The sequence below is a fragment of the Nocardia sp. NPDC003345 genome, assembly GCF_053589395.1.
Genome location: NZ_JBSFRU010000108.1, coordinates 1 through 17,663, shown reverse-complemented (window position 1 = coordinate 17,663; position 17,663 = coordinate 1). Strand labels below are relative to the sequence as shown.

Genomic DNA, 17,663 nt, shown 5'->3' with positions numbered 1-17,663 from the left:
TGTTGCTGATGCAGACCCGCGGACGGGTCACCGCCGCCGAGATCGCGGCCGAACTCGAGGTGTCGGTGGCGACGGCCCGGCGTGATCTCGAGGCCCTGTCGACCGCGGGTGTGCCGGTATACCCCCAGGCCGGCCGCGGCGGCGGATGGTCGCTGATCGGCGGGGCCCGCACCGATCTCAGCGGTCTGACCGCCGGTGAGGCCCGCGCCCTGTTCCTGCTCACCGGTCCGTCCGCGGAAGCGGTGCCGGAAGCACGGTCGGCGCTGCGAAAACTGCTGCGCGCCCTGCCCGCGACCTTCCGTGGTGAGGCCGAGGCGGCCGCCGACGCGGTCGTGATCGATCCGGCCGGCTGGGGCCGCACCGGGCGCGAACTACCCGAAACGGTGCGGCAACTGCAGCAGGCCGTGGTGCGCCGCCGCCGGGTCGTGCTGCGTTACCGGGGTCGCGGCGGAGAGGCGACCGAGCGCGTCGTCGACCCGTGGGGCCTGATCGACAAAGACGCCCTCTGGTATCTGGTGGCCGGCACCGACCACGGCCGCCGCACCTACCGGGTGGACCGGATCCTGCACGCGGAACCGACCGACCTGCGATCGGACCGGCCGGCCGGACTCGACCTTCCCGCCGTGTGGGCGGAAATCGTGGAGGAAATGGAACAGCGCCGCGCGACCACCGCCGCTACCGCCCTGATCAGCGAAAGGCTCCTGCCGATCCTGCGCGATCGGCAGGGCCGGCATTGCGAGGTCCTCGGCGCCGCCCCCGACGGCCGGGTCCGGGTCCGGCTCACCGCGCACACCCCGCGGGCCGTCGCCGAACAACTGGCGGGCTGGGGCACCGATATCGAGGTGATCGAACCGGCCGCGGTACGCGACGAACTCGCCGCACTGGGCGCGGCACTCGTCGAGCGCTACGGCCGAGAATAAGTGCCCGTGGTCGAAGATCAACCGGGACAAGGCCGAGGTCCTGATCGCGGCCGGCAGGATGCGGGAGCCCGGTTCCGCGGCCATCGCCGCGGCCCGCGCGGACGATCGCCTGCCCGGCCGCGCCGCCGGGGACCACCGACGAACCCGGAGGCAGACCGGGCGCCCGTGATCAGTCCTCCGCCGCGACCGAGTACAGCTGGTAGGAACCGCTGAATCCTTTCAGTTCGGCTTCCCGCGCTGCGGTGACGGTGATATCCGGGCGGCCCGCGACGGCCTCACGCACCTCCTCGCTGACCAACACCTCACCGCCCTGCGCCTGGGCGGCCACGCGGGCGGCCATGGCGACATTGCGGCCGAAGAGGTCGTCGCCGCGGCGCACCGAGCGGCCCATATGGATACCGATGCGGACACGGACTCCGGCCAGGGACCCGGTGACGGTACCGATGGCGCCCTGCACATCCAGACCGCAGCGCACCGCCTCCTCGGGGTCGCCGAAGGCGATCATGAATCCGTCGCCCTGACTCTTCACGATATGACCGTCGTGGCGAGCGACGAGCCTGCGGATCAGCCGGTCGTGCCGGCCCAGCAGGGCGACCCAGGCACGATCGCCCAGCCTTTCGTTGAGCGCGGTGGATCCCTCGATATCGGAGAAGGCGATCACGACATCGCCGCCCGCGGTGAGCCGTGCCAGATCGGGTCGTTCGACCTGCGCCCAGCCGGCCAGCTCCTCGATCGAGCTGAGCATCGCCGCGCGGAAACCTTTCCGGCGCACGAGACTCGCGGTCTGCCAGACGGTCTTCACCGCTTCCCGGCCGCCGTCCATCAGCCGCTGTCTGGTATCGGTACGGCGCTGGACTTCGGCCAGCTCGTGCCGCGTACGCACCAGCAACCGCCACAGCACGACCAGGCCGGCCGCCTCGGCGACGACGACCGCCGCGAGCACGTAGGCGATCATCACCGGGCACCGTCCGGCGGCGGATTGTTTTCGGCGCCCGCGGCCTGGCTCAATTGCTGGGAGACCTCGGGCAGGTCCGCGTGGATCCGGCGGTCCATGGCCCGGGCCAGGAGTTCGTCGGCGACCAGGCGCACCGCCGGGCGGAGTTCGGCGAGGGTGCCCGCCAGCTCGTGTAATCGTTCGGGCGAGGGGTTTTCCACGACCTGGTTGACCAGATTGACCCGGAACTCCCGGACGAACGCGAAGGCCATCCGGTCGAAGGCCGCCTCCAGTTCCCAGCTCAAGGCGAGGATCGAACGCAGCGGAATACCCACGGTGACGAACGCGGTGGCGGCCTCGAGCAGCCGGCCGCTGGAATAGACGAAGCGGTCGTCCTCGATACGCAGATAGCCCAGGGCGATCGCTTCGGTGATGGCCTCCGGGGTGGCCTGCTCACCGAAACGGTCCAGCATCTCCGCGAAATCGATATCGACCTCGCGGTCGCCCCACGCCACCGACGCCGCCGATTCGAACCCCAGTAGTTCGGATACGCCGCCGCCGTGCTCGGCGCTGGTCAGCAGGTCGGCGATACCTTCCAGGCTGTGGCCGCGAGCGAGCAGATCGGCGACGAGTTTCAGCCGCTCGAGGTGGGTGTGGTTGTAGAAGGCGTGCCGGCCCTGCCGGCGCGGGGCCTCGAGCAGGCCGCGCTCCTGGTAGTAGCGCACTGTTCGTACCGCGACACCGGCGGCCTCGGCCAGTTCGGCAACCCGGTACTCCTGTGTTCGTGGCGTCATCGTCGTCCTCCCGCTCACCGGTCCGCGAGCCGAATGACGGCAAGCTTAACCCCACTGTCTCAGTAGATGCTGGTTCGAACACAACGACCGACCGGTCTCCTTCGCGTTAATCCACGGGTGAGGACATCGCCGTTGTGGTGCAACTCACCATCAGTTACAGTTTTTACTGATACGGATGTCGGGCCTCTCGTCGGCGCGGCATCCGTGCGAAAGCGGCAAGGAGGTCGAGATCGGTGCTGATGAGCAGCTCTCACGCTATTGCGGAACTGGAGATCGCCGGGATGCCCGCGGTGAAGCATCTGGGCCGCACACCCCGACTGTCCCAGCAGTTACTGGACCATCTGGCCGGTTCCGGCGATGCCGCACCCGATGTCACGATGCCGTGCGGGGTGCTACGCCACGACGCCGCCGAGGTGGTGGCCGGTTGCCTGGATCTGGTGGCGGCGGCACTGCAGGGCCGGTCGGTAAGCGCCGTACCCACCGCACTGGCGACCCGGATCGCGGACTGGGCCGCGGAAGGGGTGGCCCTTGAGGCCGTACAGCATGCCACCCATCTCGGATTCCGGTTCGTGCTGGACCTTCTGGCCGGAAGAGCCGGCGGCGCCGACGCGCAGATCATGGTGGCCGCGGGGCAGCGGCTGGCCGAGGTGCTCGACCGTGTGATCACCGGCTTCACGGCGGCCTACCTGCGCGAACTACGCGCCCACACCGCCGCCCGCTACGCCGGGGCCGAGGCGCTGGCGACCGCGCTGATCTCGGGTTCGACCACCGCGGAGACAGCCCGCGAGAACGGTTTCCGGAGCGCGGATTCCTACTCGGTGCTGGCCCTGGCCCTCCCCGACGCGGATTCCGGGCCCGGCGGCGACCGCACCGAAATCCGGCGCCGGCTACGCCGCGTACGCGCCGAACTCTGCATCGGCGGGGATATGCCGCCCGCCCGGCTCAGCGAAGCCGGCGGCACCGTCCTCGTGCCGCGGTCGGGATCCGGCGATTCCGAGGTCGCGGGCCTGTTCGAGCGCCTGCGCGGCGCGGCCCGCGAACCGCTGCTGGCGACCGTGGTGTCCGCACGCCCGGACGAGGTGCCCGATGCCACCCGCCGCGCCCACGAACTGCTCGACCTGGCCCAGCGCCTGCACAAACCCGCCGGGCTGTACCGGATGGCCGATCTCGCGGTGGAGTACCAGATCACCCGGCCGGGCCCGGCGCGGCGACAGCTGGCCACGGCGCTGGATCCGTTGCACTCCCAGCCCGAACTCCTGCAGACCCTCGCCACGCATCTGGCCAACGACCGCAACCGCCAGGTCACCGCGCGGGCGCTGTATATCCACGCCAACACCCTCGACTACCGGTTGCGCCGCATCGCCCACCACACCGGCCTGGACCCCGCCCGGGCCGACGATCTGTGGCATCTGCAGGCGGCCCTCGTCGCGGGCGCCTACGAGACCGGCCCGATGTTCGAGACGGTCCCGGGACCGGCACCTCGGCCGAACATGGGTCCCGGCTCGGCCCAGGTGCGACCGCCGGCCCAAATCGGTCGCGGGGCCGGGGCGCTGGCCGCGGCCACCGGGTAGCGCAATCACGAACGCGACCACCGAACCGTGGACAGCGGGCGTATCGGTCAGGTGTTGCGGCCCCCGTTGACCCCGAGCAGCTGGCCGGTGATGTAGCCGGCCTCCTCGGAGACCAGGAACGCGCAGGCGGCGGCGATATCGGCGGGCGTGCCGATCCGGCGGACGGGAGTGCGCAGGATATGGTCCTCGACCGTGCCGCCGAGCCGGCCGACCTTCTCGTTCTTGCGCAACATCGGAGTATCGATGAACCCGGGCGGTACGGCGTTCACGGTGATTCCGGAGGGACCCAGTTCCAGCGCCAGGGATTTGGTCAAACCGTTGACCGCGGATTTCGCCGCCACATAGCTGGACATGAGCGGCTGACCCGAATGGGTGCTCGACGACGAGATGTTCACGATGCGCCCCCAGCCCGCCGCCAGCATATCCGGCAGAACCGCCTGCACACAGTGGAAGACACCGTTGACGTTGACATCGAATACCCGCTGCCATTCGTCGAAGGTGAGGTGGGCGAAGCGTTTGAAACTCTCCAGGCCCGCGGAGTTGACCAATATGGTGACCGGGCCGGTCTTCTCACGGATCGCCGAGAGCGCGGCCGCGATCTGTTCCGGATCGGTCACATCGGCGCGATAGGCCAGGTCGTCGTCCGGGCCGGGGTCGAGATCCAGGGTCGCGACGGTGTATCCGCCGGAGCGCAGGCGTTGCGCGATACCGAGCCCGATCCCGGAGGCACCTCCGGTGACCACTGCTGTTTTCATGCTGACGACTCCTTGTCGATATCGGCTCCGGTGACCGCCGCGGGGATTTCGGACCACGTCGCGCCGCCGCCGCGCGGCAGCAGCGCGCGCAGGAAGAGGGTGACTGCGAACCGGAGATGCCTGTCGGCCTGTTCGGGTGTGCGGTAGACGCCGAATTCGGCCATTCGCCAGGGTTCGGATTCCACCAGGACCAGGAAGTGTTCGGCGGCGAGTTCGAGATCATCGGCGGCGAGCTCGATATGCCCGGCCTCGAGGTGCCGCCGGAGCAGATCGCGGACCGCGCGCAAACGCGGTGACCAGGCGACGGTTTCGGCGCTGACGGCGAATTCCGGGAACCGGGATGATTCGTTCATCGCGATCCGCTGCAGTTTGACCAGCTGCGGGTCCGATATCCGGGCCAACGCCTCCCGCGCGAGGGCGAGCAGCGAGGCACCGAGGTCGTCACCCGGGGGCGGATCGACCTGGGTGTGCGGGTCGCGCCGGCTCATCGCCCACGGGATCACCTCCGCGAAGACGGCGCGCTTATCCGGATAGCGGGCGTAGAGGGTCTGTTTGGTGACACCGGCCGCCCGGGCGATGGCCTCCATGGTCGCGCCGTCGTAACCCCGTTCGAGGAAGGTCTGCACCGCGGCTTCGCGCAATCGCTCGACGAGCTCGGCCGCCTCGGTACTGGTGGGCCGGCCCGGCCGCCGTGGTCGCGTGGTCACCGAAACGGCCCCTTTCAATCAGACGCACTCGTATGATTCCATCACTATACGACCGCGTATGAATTGGCAACCGCCGACGCGACGGCCCGCCCGACCGCCGGCGTCGGCATCGAGGAATCCGAGGTACCCGTGAGCACACCCGACACCGTCGATTTCTTCCGCGACAAGAGCCCGGTGGCGGACCCGTATCCGTATATGGAGTCGCTGCGCGAACAGTGCCCGGTCGTGCGGGAGCCGCATCACGACGTCATGATGATCACCGGCTACGAAGAGGCGATCGACGTTCTCGGCGACGCCGACCGGTTCTCCTCGTGTATCTCGGTGAGTGGCCCGTTCCCCGGATTCCCGGTCCCGCTCGAGGGCGGCGACGTGCGGGCGCTGATCGATGCCCATCGCGCCGAACTGCCGTTCAGCGACCAGGTGACCGTGATGGACCCGCCCCATCACACCCGCCACCGCGCCCTGCTCATGGGCTTGATCACCCCGAAACGCCTGCGCGAGAACGAAGAATTCATGTGGCAGCGGGTGGACCAGGTACTGCATCCGTATCTGGCCGCGGGCGGCGGTGACTACATCGGCGAGTTCGCCGGACCGTTCACGCTGCTGGTGATCGCCGATCTGCTCGGCGTTCCCGAGGACGACCGGGCCGAGTTCGCGGCCACGATGACCCGCCAGGCCCGCGGCGGTGGTGTGGGCGCGTCCGGGCGGCGCGCGATGTCGCATACTCCGCTCGAATACCTCTACGAGAAATTCGCACGCTATATCGAAGACCGGCGACGCACGCCCCGCGGCGACACCCTCAGCGATATGGCCGTCGCCCGGTTCCCCGACGGGTCGGCGCCGGAGGTGATGGATATCGTCCGCCTGGCGGCCAATCTCTATTCGGCGGGTCAGGAAACCACGGTGCGGCTGCTGAGTTCGGCGCTGATGCTCCTCGCCGACAACCGTGAACTCCAGCAGGACCTGCGCGCGAACCCCGAACGCGTCCCGAATTTCATCGAGGAGGCCCTGCGCTTCGAAAGCCCCGTCAAAGGCGATTTCCGGCTCGCCACCGTCGACACCACGGTCGGCGGCGTCGATATTCCGGCGGGTACCACCCTGATGGTGATGAACGGCGCCGCCAACCGCGACCCGCGCCTGTTCGACGATCCGGCCACCTTCGACCTCGCGCGACCCAACGTCCGCAAGCACATCGCCTTCGGACGCGGACCGCACACCTGCCCCGGAGCGCCGCTGGCGCGGACCGAGGCCCGGGTGAGTATCGAGCGGCTCCTGGCCGGCACCACCGATATCAGGCTGTCCGAAGAGAAACACGGCCCCGCCGGAGCGCGGCGCTTCTCCTTCGTCCCGACCTACATCCTGCGCGGGCTGACCGAATTGCACCTCGAGGTCGACCTCGCGGAGAACCCGGCGTGACGACCCCGCTCGAAGTGTCCTGCGGGCTTCCGCCCGGCCCCGAGTTCGCCGATCTGACCGTGCTCGCCGAGGAATCCGGGTACTCGCGGGTCTGGATATTCGATTCGGCGCCGCTGTGGGAGGACCCGTTCGTCCATCTCGCGATCGCCGCGCAACGCACCTCGCGTATCGGCCTCGCCACCGCGGTGCTGATCCCGGGCGAACGCTCGGAAATGGCGATGGCCGCCTCGATCGCCGCGCTGGCGCGGTTGTCCGGTGGCCGGTTCCGGGCATGTTTCGGCACCGGGGCCACCGCGCGCCGGACCATGGGGCAGCGGCCGATGACCCTGCGCGCGCTGGAGGAGTACGTCACGGCCGTGCGTGGACTGCTCGCCGGTTCGACGGTGACCATCGACGGCAGCGCCGCCCGGATGCTGCACGCCCCGGGTCTGAGCGCGGACCGTCCGGTCGATGCCGAGATCTGGTTGAGCGCGTTCGGGCCGCGCGCGGTCGCACTCGCGGGCCGTATCGCCGACGGCATCATCGGCGCCGCGGGGCGGCAGCCGGTTCCGGTCGCGACCATGCGGGCGGGTTCGGTGCTGGGCCCCGGCGAGGCGAGCGACGGCCCGCGGGTGGCGGCGGCGGTCGCCCCGTGGCGGGTGGTCGCCTATCACGAGGCGTACGCCCTCGGCGGCGCCGCGGCCGTCGACGCGATGCCCGGCGGGAAGCAGTGGCGCGAAACTCTCGAGCGACTCGCTCCCGAGCACGAACGTCACCTGCTGAACTACGAGGGACACGTCACCCACCTCACCGACCGCGACCGGCCGCTGGCCGGTTACGACGGCGGGTTTCCCACCGTGATCGGGGAACCCGAGGACATCCGCACCGAACTGACCCGGCTCGCCGGCCTCGGCGTAGGAGAACTCGTCTACACACCGAGCGGCCCCGATGTGGCACGCGAACTACGCGCCTTCGCGGCGGCGGCCCGCACCGTCGAGATCCCGGAGAACACACCATGAACGACAGCGCGGCCCCCGAACCCCTCTACAAGGTCCTGCTCTTCCTGAAGCGCAAACCCGGTATGAGTGTCGAGGCATTCCGGGAGTACTACGAGAACACCCACTCGAAACTCGGCGAGAAACACGCCCACGGCCTGGTGCGCTATCTCCGCCGCTATCTCGATCCGGTCGGCGGAGAAGAACTGCCGTTCGACGTCATCACCGAACTGTGGCTGCGCGACCGGTCCACCGCCGAGGCCGTCGCCGCCCACACCGCCCGCAATCAGCCGCCACCGGAGATCCTCGCGGACGAGGAACAGTTGTTCGACCGCACGAAACTGCGGGTCGCGATCACCGTCGAATACGAATCCACCCTCGGCGCGGGCTCCGGCGCCTGAATCCGGCCCGGTGGCAGGAGAGCCGGGTGCCCGGACCCGCCGGTCACGGCGGAAGTAGCCGTTCCAGGCCGTCGAGTATCAGGTCGAGGCCGAAGTCGAAATCGGCGATACCGTCGTGCTCGCCCGCGATGACCCGGGTGGTCAGGCGGTTCATGCGGCAGTCCCGCGCCGATCTCGAGTATCTGGCGACGCCGCCGGCCGACGGCGCCCTCGTTCCGCTCATCGAGCGGCGGCACCCGCTGCGGGAAGCGGCAGCGGCCGTCCGGCACCTGCACCTCGGGCATGCGCAGGGCAAGACGGTGCTGCTGGCCTGAGCCCTACGGCAGCGCCGCGCAGTTCACCGGCGCCGGCACACCCGCGAGCCGATCCGTCACCCACTGCTGTGAGGTGGTCAGCGACGGGAAGAACGCCACATCGTGAGTGCCCAGCACTCCGGACAGCGGAGGCACCGCGGCGTCCGGTTCCAGCTGGACCGGTGTACCACCGCCGCACCAGCTCGCGGCCATACTCCGCACCACCGGGTACGGCGCGACGCCCTCGTCGTTACGGGCCGAGTAGACCCGGACCGGCACTCCGGGAGCGGTCCCGCCGAGCCGCTGCTCGTCGAACGCCCTCTTCAACTCCGGGGAGCCGTCGATCACCGCGGTGACGGGCAGCCCGCTGGTGGTCCACCGGGACGTGTGCTGCGGTTGCGACATGATGTTGGAGAGGCCGCCGCCGCATTTACCGATCGAATCGCGCAGGATCGCCTTACCGGTGTCGTTGAGTGCGGCGTCGAGCGCCGGACGGGTCTCGGGATAGTCGGCGGCGATACCGTTCAGGATCCAGGCGATGGCCGGCGCCACCCCGGGCTGGCCGTCGCTGTGCGCGATGTAGTCCTGCGGACCGGCCAGGGGCCCGCCCACATAGGCGCCGCGCACATTCAGCTCGGGGGCGTATCGCGGTTGCAGTTCGGCCGCGGCCGCGGAGGCCATCCCGCCCTGCGAGTAGCCGTAGATCATCACCGGCGAGCCGGGATGCAGGCCGCTACCGGGCAGGTGCAAGGCGGCGCGCGCCGAATCCAGGACCGCGTGGGCCTGGGTTTTGCGGTTGAGGAAGTTGTGGGGACCGGGCACGGAATAGTCGTGGTAGTCGGTCATCACGACCGACATCCCGCGGGCCAGCAGCTGATTGATCGCGATCAGGTCGTATTCGACGACCACATCGGCCGGCGGCTGGACCCGGACCACCTGCGACACCATCGCCGACGGTGCGCACTCGGCGCCCTGTCCCTGGGTACCGCCCGCATACGCCACCAGCGGACGCTCGCCCGGGCCGGTCCACGGCGCGAGCGGCTCCAGATAGGTCCCCACCACCGTGGTCGGCGCGTCGTGGGTGTCGCTGCTGGCGTAGATGAGTCGCGTCGACCGCGCCGGAACGGTTCCGGGCACACCGGAGGCCACTGGCCGGGACGCCTCGGCGCGGAGGATATCGCCGCCGGCCGGCTGCGGTTGCGTCGCCGCGGGCTGCGCCCACGCGGGGGGCGCGGCGATCGCTGCGCACGCGACGGCGACGAGTGTTCCGGTCAATGCGGCGACCCAGGCGCGTTTTTCGCTCTTCATACCGATCCTTCGCGATGTGGTCCATCCGGGGAGCTGAAGTGGCACTGTTCGAGCGCGGAACCGGCAGGTATGCCCTGCCGGGCCACAGCCTATGCCATCCGGCGGGCACAGGGCCGGAGGTCGCGGCGCCGAGTCGGATCGAGTCGAGCGGTGCGCGGCCGGGCACCGGGACGGTGATCAGGCCGCCCGGCGCACGCGATATCTCAGATGCAGCACCCGGTCACCCTGGACGACCACGTGGGGATCCTCGAGCAGGTGCCGGGCGTCCACCGGCCCGAAATACCGCTTGCCCGAGCCGAACACCACCGGCACCACATCCATCGCCACCTCGTCGACCAGCCCGAGCGCGAGCGCCTGCCCTCCGACATCCCCGGCGCATACCGCCACCGCCCGGTCACCGGCCCGGCGTTTCGCCTCCGCGACGGCCGCGGCGATATCGTCGAAGAACGGCACATCCGCCTCGGGATGCCAGCCTTCGGGCTTGGGCCGGTGCGAGACGACGAGCAGGTGGTCACCCGCCGGTGGCCGGGCCTCCCAGCCGTTGGTCATATCGAACAGATGCCGACCCTGGATCGTGGCGCCGATACTGTCCCAGAACGGACGGGTGTAGTCGTAGGAGCGGCGACCGAGCCGGAACGGGGCGTGGGTGCGTTCGAGGTCCTCGTCCTCGACCAGCGGCACATCGCCGTTGAAGTACCAGTCGAAGAGTGGCCCGACGTCGTCGTTGTCGTCGGCGATGAACCCGTCGACCGACACCACCGCGTGCATTGTCACTGTCGCCATGATGTGTAGACGGCGGCAGCGGCCCGGACTCATCGGGCGCGGGCGCCGCCGCCGGCCGGGTTCTACCGGGGCGCGGACTCCGCGCTCGAGGGGTCCGGCTCGGCGGTGCGGCCGCCGAGGTGCCGGGCGAAATGCCGCTCGATCGCGCGATACAGGCGGATCCGGTTCTCGGTGTTCTCGAAACCGTGTCCCTCGTCCTCGGCGATCAGATACTCCACCGGGACCCCGCGATCCCGCAGCCGGGCGACGATATTGTCCGATTCGGCCTGCACCACGCGGACGTCGTTGGCACCCTGGGCGACCAGCAGCGGGGTGCGGATCCGGTCGACCATGGTGATCGGCGAGCGGGCCAGCATATCGGCCTCCTGCTCGGGGATCTCGGGATCGCCGACGTAGCGGTACCAGTTGTTGATGTTGAAAGCCCGGGTGAACGGCGGCAGGGTGCGCAGGAAATTCGCGAGATCGGAGATGCCGACGTAGTCGACGGCGGCGGCGAACCGGTCCGGGGTGACCGTCACACCGACGAGTGCGGCGTACCCGCCGTAGGAGCCGCCGTAGATGCCGATGCGGGCGGGATCGGCGTAGCCCCGGTCCACGGCCCAGTCGACCGCGTCGAGGAGATCGTCGTGCATGGCCGCGGCGAATTCGCCGATTGCCGCGGTGACATGGCGTTTTCCATAGCCCAGCGAACCGCGGAAGTTCACCTGCAGCACCGCGTAGCCGCGATTGGCGAGGAACTGGGCGTCGAGGCCGAAGCCCCACGAGTCGTGATACCAGGGCCCGCCGTGCACCGCCAGCACCAGCGGGAGGTTCCGCGGTTCGACCCCGACCGGCAGCGTGAGGAACCCGTGCAGGGGCAGTCCGTCGCGGGCGGGAAAACCGACCGGCTCCATGGGTGCCATGGTGGCCGGGTCGCGGTCCGGGAAGGAGCGGAACAGCAACCGGGCCTCGCCGGTGGCGTGGTCGTAGAACCAGGTGACCCCGGGGTCGCGGTCATGGGTGAAGGTGGCGACCCAGCGTCGACCGGAGTCATCGCAGGACACCGTGCCTAGCACCCCGTCGGACAGTTTCTCCAGCCGGGCGTGGACCTCGGCGAAATGCGAATCGAGAATCTCGATATGCGGCCGATCGCCGACGAACCGTGCCGCGAGCACCTCGCCGGTGTGGCGGTGGGTGTAGACCGGGGGCGGGAGCACACCGGGCAACAGCTGACCGCTGATATCGAGGTCGTGTCCCTCGACCGCGGCGACCACCGTCTCCGCACCCGTCGCGTGATCGATACGCACCAGCCGCAGATCGTCGCCGTCCTGGAACGATCCGACGAGCAGCCCGCGCCCGTCGGCGGTGACCTCCTGGGGCTGCACACTCATCGGATGTTCGGCGCCGCCGAGGTGCCGCAGAAACCGCGCCTGTCCGGTACCGGGATCGATCGCGGAGACCTCGACCGTGCCGTCCGCGGTGAGCGCGGTGCGGAAGGCGGGCTCACCGCGGCGGTCGAGCAACACGGCGGCGGTCGGGTCGTCCTGTTCACGATGCAGGGTCGTCTCGCCGGTGGCGATATCGATCCGGAACATATCGAAGAACATCGGGCGCCGGTTCATCGTCACCAGCACGCTGCCGGGAACCGACGGTAGCGGCCCGGCACCCACCACCCGCGACCCCGGGTCCATCGGGGTGAGGTCGACGGCCGGGGCCTCGGGATCGTCGAGGTCGACGCGGTACAGATGCCAGTCCTCGTTACCGTCGATGTCCTGCAGGTAGAGCAACCAGCGAGGGTCGTCGGTCCAGTAGTAGGTGGTGATCCCCCGGCGGGAGTCGTGGGTGACGGGGACGGCCTCGTCGTGGGTCCGATCGATACCGCGGACCCAGACGTTGCGGCGGCCCCGGTGCGGAGCGAGATAGGCCAGACGGGTGCCGTCCGGGGAGATCGACGGGTTCGCGAACCGCGGGTCGGCGAAGAACTCCTCGATCTCGATCAGGGCGGGTCGCCGGTCGGCAGGTCCTCCGGTCATGGTCACTGTCCACTCCACTCGGCTCCGGAAACGTTGACGTTCTCGATAGAACACTGTGCCGTCGCGGCATACTCAAGCGTGGCCGCCGCGCCCGGAGATCCGAGGTGGGCGCCGACCGGTTCTGGCACGATCGAATCGATGGCCGCGCGTCCGGCGCCGCGGCGACGACGAGAGGACCGGCGGCGAACCGTGGGTATGGACAACGGTATGAGCGAGCAGAATCCGCAGGATCGCATGGCCGAGATCGTCGAGGTGTTCACCGCGGCCTTCGGTGACATGATCAACGACGACCCGGCCGCCTTCCGCAAGAAGTTCCGCAAGATGGCCGACAACCCGTTCGCCTTCTACCGCGGGTCGGCGTGCCTCTTCTATCGGGATATGGCCGGCGCCGAGGACCGCTGGGCCGATGAACGCACCGCCAGGATCTGGATCCAGGGCGACCTGCACGCGGAGAACTTCGGCACCTATATGGATTCCGCGGGCCAATTCGTCTTCGACGTGAACGATTTCGACGAGGCCTATCTGGGCTCCTTCACCTGGGATATCAAACGGTTCTGCGCCAGTGTGGCGCTCCTGGCCCGCCGCAAGGCCGTCTCCGACGCCGATATCGACATGCTGATCGAGACCTACGTACGCTCCTATGTGGATCTGGTACGGGCCTTCCACGACGGCACCCGCGCGGAGCAGGATTTCAAATTGCATCTGCGCAATACCGAGGGCCCGGTGCACGATGTCCTGCTCGACGCCCGGATGAACACCCGCACCTCGCTGCTGGCGAGCACCACGATGGTCGAGAACTACGAGCGCCGTTTCCGGCCCGGCAAAGGCGTCCGGCAATTGGACGACCAGGAGTGCGAGGTGGTGCGCGAGGCGTTCACCCGCTACCTGGAAACGATTCCGGAGCACAAGCGGTTCCGGAGCATCACCTACGACGTGAAAGATATCGTGGGCCGCAGCGGATTCGGGATCGGCTCGGCGGGGCTGCCCGCCTACAACATTCTCGTGGAGGGCCAGACCGAAGCCCTGGAGAACGATGTGATCCTGTCCATGAAACAGGGGAACGTGGCCGCGCCCAGCCGGATCGTGCAGGACGAGCGGATCAAAGACTATTTCCGGCATCACGGCCATCGCACCGCCGTATCCCAGCGAGCGCTGCAGGCACATGCCGATCCGTGGCTCGGGTACACCGAGATCCGCGGCGCGGGCTATATCGTCTCCGAACTCTCCCCCTACGTCAGCGACCTCGACTGGTCCGATCTCACCGAGCCGAACGAGATGCGGCCGGTCGTGGCGTACCTCGGTCAGGCCACCGCCGGTATGCACTGTGTTTCCGACGCCGACTCGGATCAGACTCTCGTCGATTTCCAGAGCGAGGAGGCGATCGTCGCGGTCATCGGGTCCGACGAGGAGGAATTCGTCCGCGATATGGTCGATTTCGGCCAGTCGTACGCGCGCCGCACCCGCGCGGACCACGAACTCTTCGTCGATGCCTTCCGCAACGGCGAGATCCCCGGTCTCGAACGGGCGTCGGGCGAATGACCGGTCCCGTACCGCCCGGAATGCGCTGAGCCGCCCACAGCGGCGGGGTTCTTTTCCGTCCACCGCGAACGCCGTGCCTACGGCGGCGGTATGAGCATGCTCCGAGTTCCGGTGCACGGTGCTGCCGCGGCGGGTCTTCTGCGGGAGAACCGACTGCCGAAATATTGTGCGCCCGAAGAGCTTCGGTGATGCGGCGTCGGCAGGCGAGGATCCGGGCCGGGAATCCCGGATCGCTCGTCCGGGTTCGCACGGTCCACAGGAGGGGTGGATGTTCGCCGGACGCACCGAGTTGCTGCACTTCGTCGATCAGCTGGTGACCGCACCCGATGAGGCGGGTGAAAGCCCCGTCCGTCCGTTGCTCACGGTAGAAGGATGCGGCGGCTCGGGACGCACCGCGACGCTGACCCAAATCTACTCCGCGTGGCGCGGCCGGACACCCACCGTGCTGGTCCGCGCCCGGGAAACCGATGCCCGCCTGTACCCGCTGACAGCGGCCGGGACTACGGCCCGGGCTCCCGGGATTCTCCGGCGCGACGGGCCAGCCGGAGGTTCAGCCGATGCACCGCGCACAGCTGTGCCCGGTTGTACAGCGCGATCATCGCCCGGGCGACCGTATCCTCGGCGTGCCGCTTCCCGCCGGGCGCGTCCGCGGCCAGATCGGTCGACAGCGGATATCGCTCGCGCGTACGCAGGGTGACCGGCACCATCCGCTCGACGAGGGAATTGATCACCGCGTCATCGGCATCGGCCGCGAGGTTCTCGAACTCGACGTCCACGGGGTCTCGTTCGGCGAGCATCTCCCGGAGCACTCCCAGTGCCCGGTCGCTCAGCACGGTCGAGTAGACCATGAGCAACGACTGGTGCGTTTCGGGCATGCCCAGCGCGACCACCGGCGCGAACTCCGCCGGCGTATACGCCGGGGCGCGGTGCCGCAGGACGACGGCGAGCTCCGCCCGGATCCTGTTCAGCCGGTCGACCGTGGCCTCGAGTTCGGCGTCCAGGGCGCGAAGCGACCGGTCCGGGTCCTCGTCCGCGCGGTCCATCGCCGCGATCTGCGACAGGGGAACGCCGAGATCGCTGAGCCGTTTGATCCGCAGCAGCCGGATCAGATGCTCGACCTCGTATTGTTTGTAGCCGTTGGACCGGCGTCGCGGCTCGTCGAGGAGCCCGATCTCGTGGTAGTAGCGGACCGCCTTCACCGTCGACCCCGCCAGTTCCGCGAGCTGCCGGGTACTCCACGCCATCGTCGCCTCCTCGCCGCCACGGCCCGAGCGAACGCCCGGGCCGGGCCTTCCGCATATTCCAAACCATGCCCCGGGGGCCGGGTCAAGATCCGGACCCGCCCGCCGGCGTACCGTCGCGGCACCGGCGGTCTTCGACGGCTCACCCGCCTGCCGCGCGGCGATTGTGCGAGGCTGGTTCTCATGAGTGAAGAACGGTTCGAGGTCCAGCGTGAGATAGCGGCCCGGCCCGCCGAGATCTTCGCCCTGCTGTGTTCGCCCGGCGGACATGTGGCGATCGACAGTTCGGGCATGCTGCAGTCCGCGGAAGGGGAACCGGTCACCGCGGCGGGAGACCGATTCGTCGTCCATATGGACCGCGAATCGCTGAACGATTTCCCCATGGGCAAATACGACGTCACTGTCATCATCACCGCGTTCGAGCGCGATGCCCATATCGAGTGGACGATTTCCGGGCAGATCCAGCCGCCGATCGAACACCTCTACGGCTACCGCCTGCGACCCAGCGAAACCGGCACCCTGGTCACGTCGTACTACGACTGGAGCAAGATCGCCGCGCCCTACCGCGAAGCGAAGATCTTCCCGATCATCCCCGAATCCGGGCTGCGGGCCACCCTGGGCATCCTGGCCAGGACGGTGGAACGGAACTAGCCGGACCGGGCGCGGCGCGGGGGTGTACCGGTTCACCGGGCACGTTCAGGCCGACCTCGGCGCCCGGTCGGCCGCCGGATCGGCGGCCTCGAGTGCGGCGAGCGGATTATCGGCGAGCAGTGCCATCGGAACACCGGTCTCCCGGTGCAACGCCTTGAGCAGGCCGGACCGGGTGGCGTAGCCCGACGATCGGGCCGCGACGGTGAGCGTATCGCCACCGCGCAACCGGGCGACCGCGATATTGAGGCGGGCCCGCGCCCGCCACCGCGTGACCGTCAGCCCGGTCTCCTCGTGGAAGATCCGCTGCACGTGGCGGACACTGATATGCCGTCGCGCCGCTGCCTCGTCGAGCGTCTCGCCCGCGGCGACGATCTCGCGCGCGATGGCCCGCGCGACCGGATGCGACGGCAGCGCGAGCGGGAAATACTGCGTGGTCAGCGACCGCAGCAGGGCGTCGAGCGCACTGCGGAACGGTGTGATCTGTTCGGTGGTGGCGGGACCGGCGGCGAGGACGGTCGTCATCAGCTCCGTCAGGGCGGGCACGACGCCGAGCCGCTGGGTCCGCTCCCGGGGCCGGGTCCCCGCGGGCAGCATCGGCCCCAGCGCGACCCCGCCCGCGGACAGCGCCGCCGAATGCGGAACCCCCGGTGCCAGCCACAGGTTCTCCCTCGTCGACAATCGCATCCGCTCGCCGTCGGCGACCACCTCCGCGATACCGGTGACGACATGGATGAGATGCGGTACATCGTGTTGGTGCGTGTCGTGGCCCAGGAAGCGAATGGAGTTCACCGGGACGGCGGAGACCAGCTCGAGGGGCGGTTTCATCATCGTCTGACCTCCTGCGAACGTGTCGGATCGGTGCCGGGCCGATGTCGCTTCCGGACCGATCTCCGCGTTTTAGAAGGTTAGACTAACCTCACTTTCATCGGCCCTCCACGACCTGTCTCGTGGCGGGCTTCGCTCTGCTCTGGATCGAGGTTGTATGCGATCGCGTCGCCGTCGGCTGCCCGCCGTTCTCGCCGCCCTCACCGCCGCCGCGGTGGCGCTGGCCGCCTGTTCCGCCTCGGATCCGGAGGCCGGCGCCGGGACCACCCGGACCGTGCACACGGCCCAGGGCGACATCACCGTGCCCGCCGACCCGCAGCGCGTGGTCGTGCTGAACTACGCCCTGGCCGGATACCTCTACGACCTGGATGTACCCGTCGTCGCGACCACCTCCGAGGACTCCGGGAAACCGGGCGAGTTCTCGGAGTTCTGGAAAGACGACGCGGCCGCGGACAACACCGAATTGCTGTCGTGGAGCACCGACGGCTTCGACTACGAGGCCATCCTCGCGGCCGACCCCGATCTGATCGTCGCGGGCG

At 69.2% G+C, this 17,663-nt stretch carries 17 protein-coding genes and 1 pseudogene; 9 read left to right on the top strand and 9 right to left on the bottom strand.

Going from position 1 to position 17,663, the window contains the following annotated elements; translation table 11 throughout:
• Positions 1-2: 2 nt before the first annotated feature.
• Entirely contained in the window at positions 3-920 is a 918-nt protein-coding gene (locus ACWDU1_RS14685; protein ID WP_449998773.1) for a helix-turn-helix transcriptional regulator, read from the top strand.
• A gap of 169 nt (positions 921-1,089) precedes the next feature.
• Here ACWDU1_RS14685 and ACWDU1_RS14680 read toward each other — a convergent pair whose 3' ends face one another.
• Both ACWDU1_RS14680 and ACWDU1_RS14675 read right to left on the bottom strand, forming a co-directional pair.
• Entirely contained in the window at positions 1,090-1,875 is a 786-nt protein-coding gene (locus ACWDU1_RS14680) for an adenylate/guanylate cyclase domain-containing protein (RefSeq protein WP_449998772.1), read from the bottom strand.
• On the bottom strand, positions 1,875-2,648 hold the full coding sequence (locus ACWDU1_RS14675) for a MerR family transcriptional regulator (protein ID WP_449998770.1): 774 nt from the start codon (positions 2,646-2,648) through the stop codon (positions 1,875-1,877). Before ACWDU1_RS14675 ends, ACWDU1_RS14680 begins: the two co-directional genes overlap by 1 nt.
• Before the next feature lie 239 nt (positions 2,649-2,887).
• Between ACWDU1_RS14675 and ACWDU1_RS14670 the strand changes: the two genes are divergently transcribed.
• Positions 2,888-4,219, top strand: coding sequence for a PucR family transcriptional regulator (locus tag ACWDU1_RS14670; RefSeq protein ID WP_449998768.1), 1,332 nt, complete (start codon positions 2,888-2,890; stop codon positions 4,217-4,219).
• A 47-nt stretch (positions 4,220-4,266) separates the two neighbouring features.
• On the opposite strand, the gene ACWDU1_RS14665 is transcribed toward ACWDU1_RS14670, so the two are convergent.
• Together ACWDU1_RS14665 and ACWDU1_RS14660 are read right to left on the bottom strand one after the other, a co-directional pair.
• Complete coding sequence (locus ACWDU1_RS14665) at positions 4,267-4,974, bottom strand: SDR family NAD(P)-dependent oxidoreductase (RefSeq protein WP_449998766.1); 708 nt, start codon at positions 4,972-4,974, stop codon at positions 4,267-4,269.
• Positions 4,971-5,681 carry a TetR/AcrR family transcriptional regulator gene (locus tag ACWDU1_RS14660; RefSeq protein WP_449998764.1) on the bottom strand — a complete coding sequence of 237 codons (711 nt, stop codon included), beginning with the start codon at positions 5,679-5,681 and terminating at the stop codon, positions 4,971-4,973. Before ACWDU1_RS14660 ends, ACWDU1_RS14665 begins: the two co-directional genes overlap by 4 nt.
• Before the next feature lie 195 nt (positions 5,682-5,876).
• Here ACWDU1_RS14660 and ACWDU1_RS14655 point away from each other — a divergent pair, with 195 nt between their 5' ends.
• The 4 genes from ACWDU1_RS14655 to ACWDU1_RS14640 all read left to right on the top strand — a co-directional run bounded on the left by ACWDU1_RS14655 (position 5,877) and on the right by ACWDU1_RS14640 (position 8,786).
• Positions 5,877-7,097, top strand: a complete 1,221-nt coding sequence (locus ACWDU1_RS14655; protein ID WP_449998777.1) for a cytochrome P450 — start codon at positions 5,877-5,879, stop codon at positions 7,095-7,097.
• Positions 7,094-8,095 carry an LLM class flavin-dependent oxidoreductase gene (locus ACWDU1_RS14650; protein WP_449998762.1) on the top strand — a complete coding sequence of 334 codons (1,002 nt, stop codon included), beginning with the start codon at positions 7,094-7,096 and terminating at the stop codon, positions 8,093-8,095. The genes ACWDU1_RS14655 and ACWDU1_RS14650 overlap by 4 nt, the downstream gene beginning before the upstream one ends.
• The gene (locus ACWDU1_RS14645) at positions 8,092-8,472 is read left to right on the top strand and encodes an EthD domain-containing protein (protein WP_449998760.1); all 381 of its coding nucleotides are present in this window, start codon (positions 8,092-8,094) and stop codon (positions 8,470-8,472) included. The genes ACWDU1_RS14650 and ACWDU1_RS14645 overlap by 4 nt, the downstream gene beginning before the upstream one ends.
• Positions 8,473-8,624: 152 nt before the next feature.
• The gene (locus ACWDU1_RS14640) at positions 8,625-8,786 is read left to right on the top strand and encodes a zinc-binding dehydrogenase (protein ID WP_449998758.1); all 162 of its coding nucleotides are present in this window, start codon (positions 8,625-8,627) and stop codon (positions 8,784-8,786) included.
• A gap of 3 nt (positions 8,787-8,789) precedes the next feature.
• On the opposite strand, the gene ACWDU1_RS14635 is transcribed toward ACWDU1_RS14640, so the two are convergent.
• The 3 genes from ACWDU1_RS14635 to ACWDU1_RS14625 all read right to left on the bottom strand — a co-directional run bounded on the left by ACWDU1_RS14635 (position 8,790) and on the right by ACWDU1_RS14625 (position 12,868).
• Positions 8,790-10,073 (bottom strand): lipase family protein, encoded by a 1,284-nt coding sequence (locus ACWDU1_RS14635; protein WP_449998756.1) that lies wholly within the window; start codon positions 10,071-10,073, stop codon positions 8,790-8,792.
• A 177-nt stretch (positions 10,074-10,250) separates the two neighbouring features.
• Entirely contained in the window at positions 10,251-10,856 is a 606-nt protein-coding gene (locus ACWDU1_RS14630; protein WP_449998754.1) for a dihydrofolate reductase family protein, read from the bottom strand.
• A gap of 62 nt (positions 10,857-10,918) precedes the next feature.
• Positions 10,919-12,868 carry a S9 family peptidase gene (locus ACWDU1_RS14625; protein WP_449998775.1) on the bottom strand — a complete coding sequence of 650 codons (1,950 nt, stop codon included), beginning with the start codon at positions 12,866-12,868 and terminating at the stop codon, positions 10,919-10,921.
• Between the two features lie 207 nt (positions 12,869-13,075).
• Here ACWDU1_RS14625 and ACWDU1_RS14620 point away from each other — a divergent pair, with 207 nt between their 5' ends.
• Complete coding sequence (locus tag ACWDU1_RS14620; RefSeq protein WP_449998752.1) at positions 13,076-14,407, top strand: DUF2252 domain-containing protein; 1,332 nt, start codon at positions 13,076-13,078, stop codon at positions 14,405-14,407.
• 500 nt (positions 14,408-14,907) lie between these two features.
• On the opposite strand, the gene ACWDU1_RS14615 is transcribed toward ACWDU1_RS14620, so the two are convergent.
• A complete protein-coding gene (locus ACWDU1_RS14615; protein WP_449998751.1) occupies positions 14,908-15,651 on the bottom strand; it encodes a MerR family transcriptional regulator in 744 nt (247 codons plus the stop codon).
• Positions 15,652-15,831: 180 nt separating this feature from the next.
• On the opposite strand from ACWDU1_RS14615, the gene ACWDU1_RS14610 reads away from it, so the two are divergent.
• Positions 15,832-16,299: a polyketide cyclase gene (locus ACWDU1_RS14610; RefSeq protein WP_449998750.1), complete on the top strand. Its 468-nt coding sequence runs from the start codon at positions 15,832-15,834 to the stop codon at positions 16,297-16,299.
• 45 nt (positions 16,300-16,344) lie between these two features.
• On the opposite strand, the gene ACWDU1_RS14605 is transcribed toward ACWDU1_RS14610, so the two are convergent.
• Positions 16,345-17,127: a helix-turn-helix domain-containing protein gene (locus ACWDU1_RS14605; RefSeq protein WP_449998748.1), complete on the bottom strand. Its 783-nt coding sequence runs from the start codon at positions 17,125-17,127 to the stop codon at positions 16,345-16,347.
• A 154-nt stretch (positions 17,128-17,281) separates the two neighbouring features.
• On the opposite strand from ACWDU1_RS14605, the pseudogene ACWDU1_RS14600 reads away from it, so the two are divergent.
• A pseudogene (locus ACWDU1_RS14600) lies at positions 17,282-17,663 on the top strand (ferric enterobactin (enterochelin)-binding protein); the annotation flags it as partial.

What these genes read in the sequence shown, in the direction of transcription:
- ACWDU1_RS14680 (WP_449998772.1), bottom strand. Translation starts at nt 1,875, where the DNA reads ATGATCGCCTACGTGCTCGCGGCGGTCGTCGTCGCCGAGGCGGCCGGC.
- ACWDU1_RS14675 (WP_449998770.1), bottom strand. Translation starts at nt 2,648, where the DNA reads ATGACGCCACGAACACAGGAGTACCGGGTTGCCGAACTGGCCGAGGCC.
- ACWDU1_RS14670 (WP_449998768.1), top strand. Translation starts at nt 2,888, where the DNA reads ATGAGCAGCTCTCACGCTATTGCGGAACTGGAGATCGCCGGGATGCCC.
- ACWDU1_RS14665 (WP_449998766.1), bottom strand. Translation starts at nt 4,974, where the DNA reads ATGAAAACAGCAGTGGTCACCGGAGGTGCCTCCGGGATCGGGCTCGGT.
- ACWDU1_RS14655 (WP_449998777.1), top strand. Translation starts at nt 5,877, where the DNA reads ATGGAGTCGCTGCGCGAACAGTGCCCGGTCGTGCGGGAGCCGCATCAC.
- ACWDU1_RS14645 (WP_449998760.1), top strand. Translation starts at nt 8,092, where the DNA reads ATGAACGACAGCGCGGCCCCCGAACCCCTCTACAAGGTCCTGCTCTTC.
- ACWDU1_RS14640 (WP_449998758.1), top strand. Translation starts at nt 8,625, where the DNA reads ATGCGGCAGTCCCGCGCCGATCTCGAGTATCTGGCGACGCCGCCGGCC.
- ACWDU1_RS14635 (WP_449998756.1), bottom strand. Translation starts at nt 10,073, where the DNA reads ATGAAGAGCGAAAAACGCGCCTGGGTCGCCGCATTGACCGGAACACTC.
- ACWDU1_RS14630 (WP_449998754.1), bottom strand. Translation starts at nt 10,856, where the DNA reads ATGGCGACAGTGACAATGCACGCGGTGGTGTCGGTCGACGGGTTCATC.
- ACWDU1_RS14625 (WP_449998775.1), bottom strand. Translation starts at nt 12,868, where the DNA reads ATGACCGGAGGACCTGCCGACCGGCGACCCGCCCTGATCGAGATCGAG.
- ACWDU1_RS14620 (WP_449998752.1), top strand. Translation starts at nt 13,076, where the DNA reads ATGAGCGAGCAGAATCCGCAGGATCGCATGGCCGAGATCGTCGAGGTG.
- ACWDU1_RS14615 (WP_449998751.1), bottom strand. Translation starts at nt 15,651, where the DNA reads ATGGCGTGGAGTACCCGGCAGCTCGCGGAACTGGCGGGGTCGACGGTG.
- ACWDU1_RS14610 (WP_449998750.1), top strand. Translation starts at nt 15,832, where the DNA reads ATGAGTGAAGAACGGTTCGAGGTCCAGCGTGAGATAGCGGCCCGGCCC.
- ACWDU1_RS14605 (WP_449998748.1), bottom strand. Translation starts at nt 17,127, where the DNA reads ATGATGAAACCGCCCCTCGAGCTGGTCTCCGCCGTCCCGGTGAACTCC.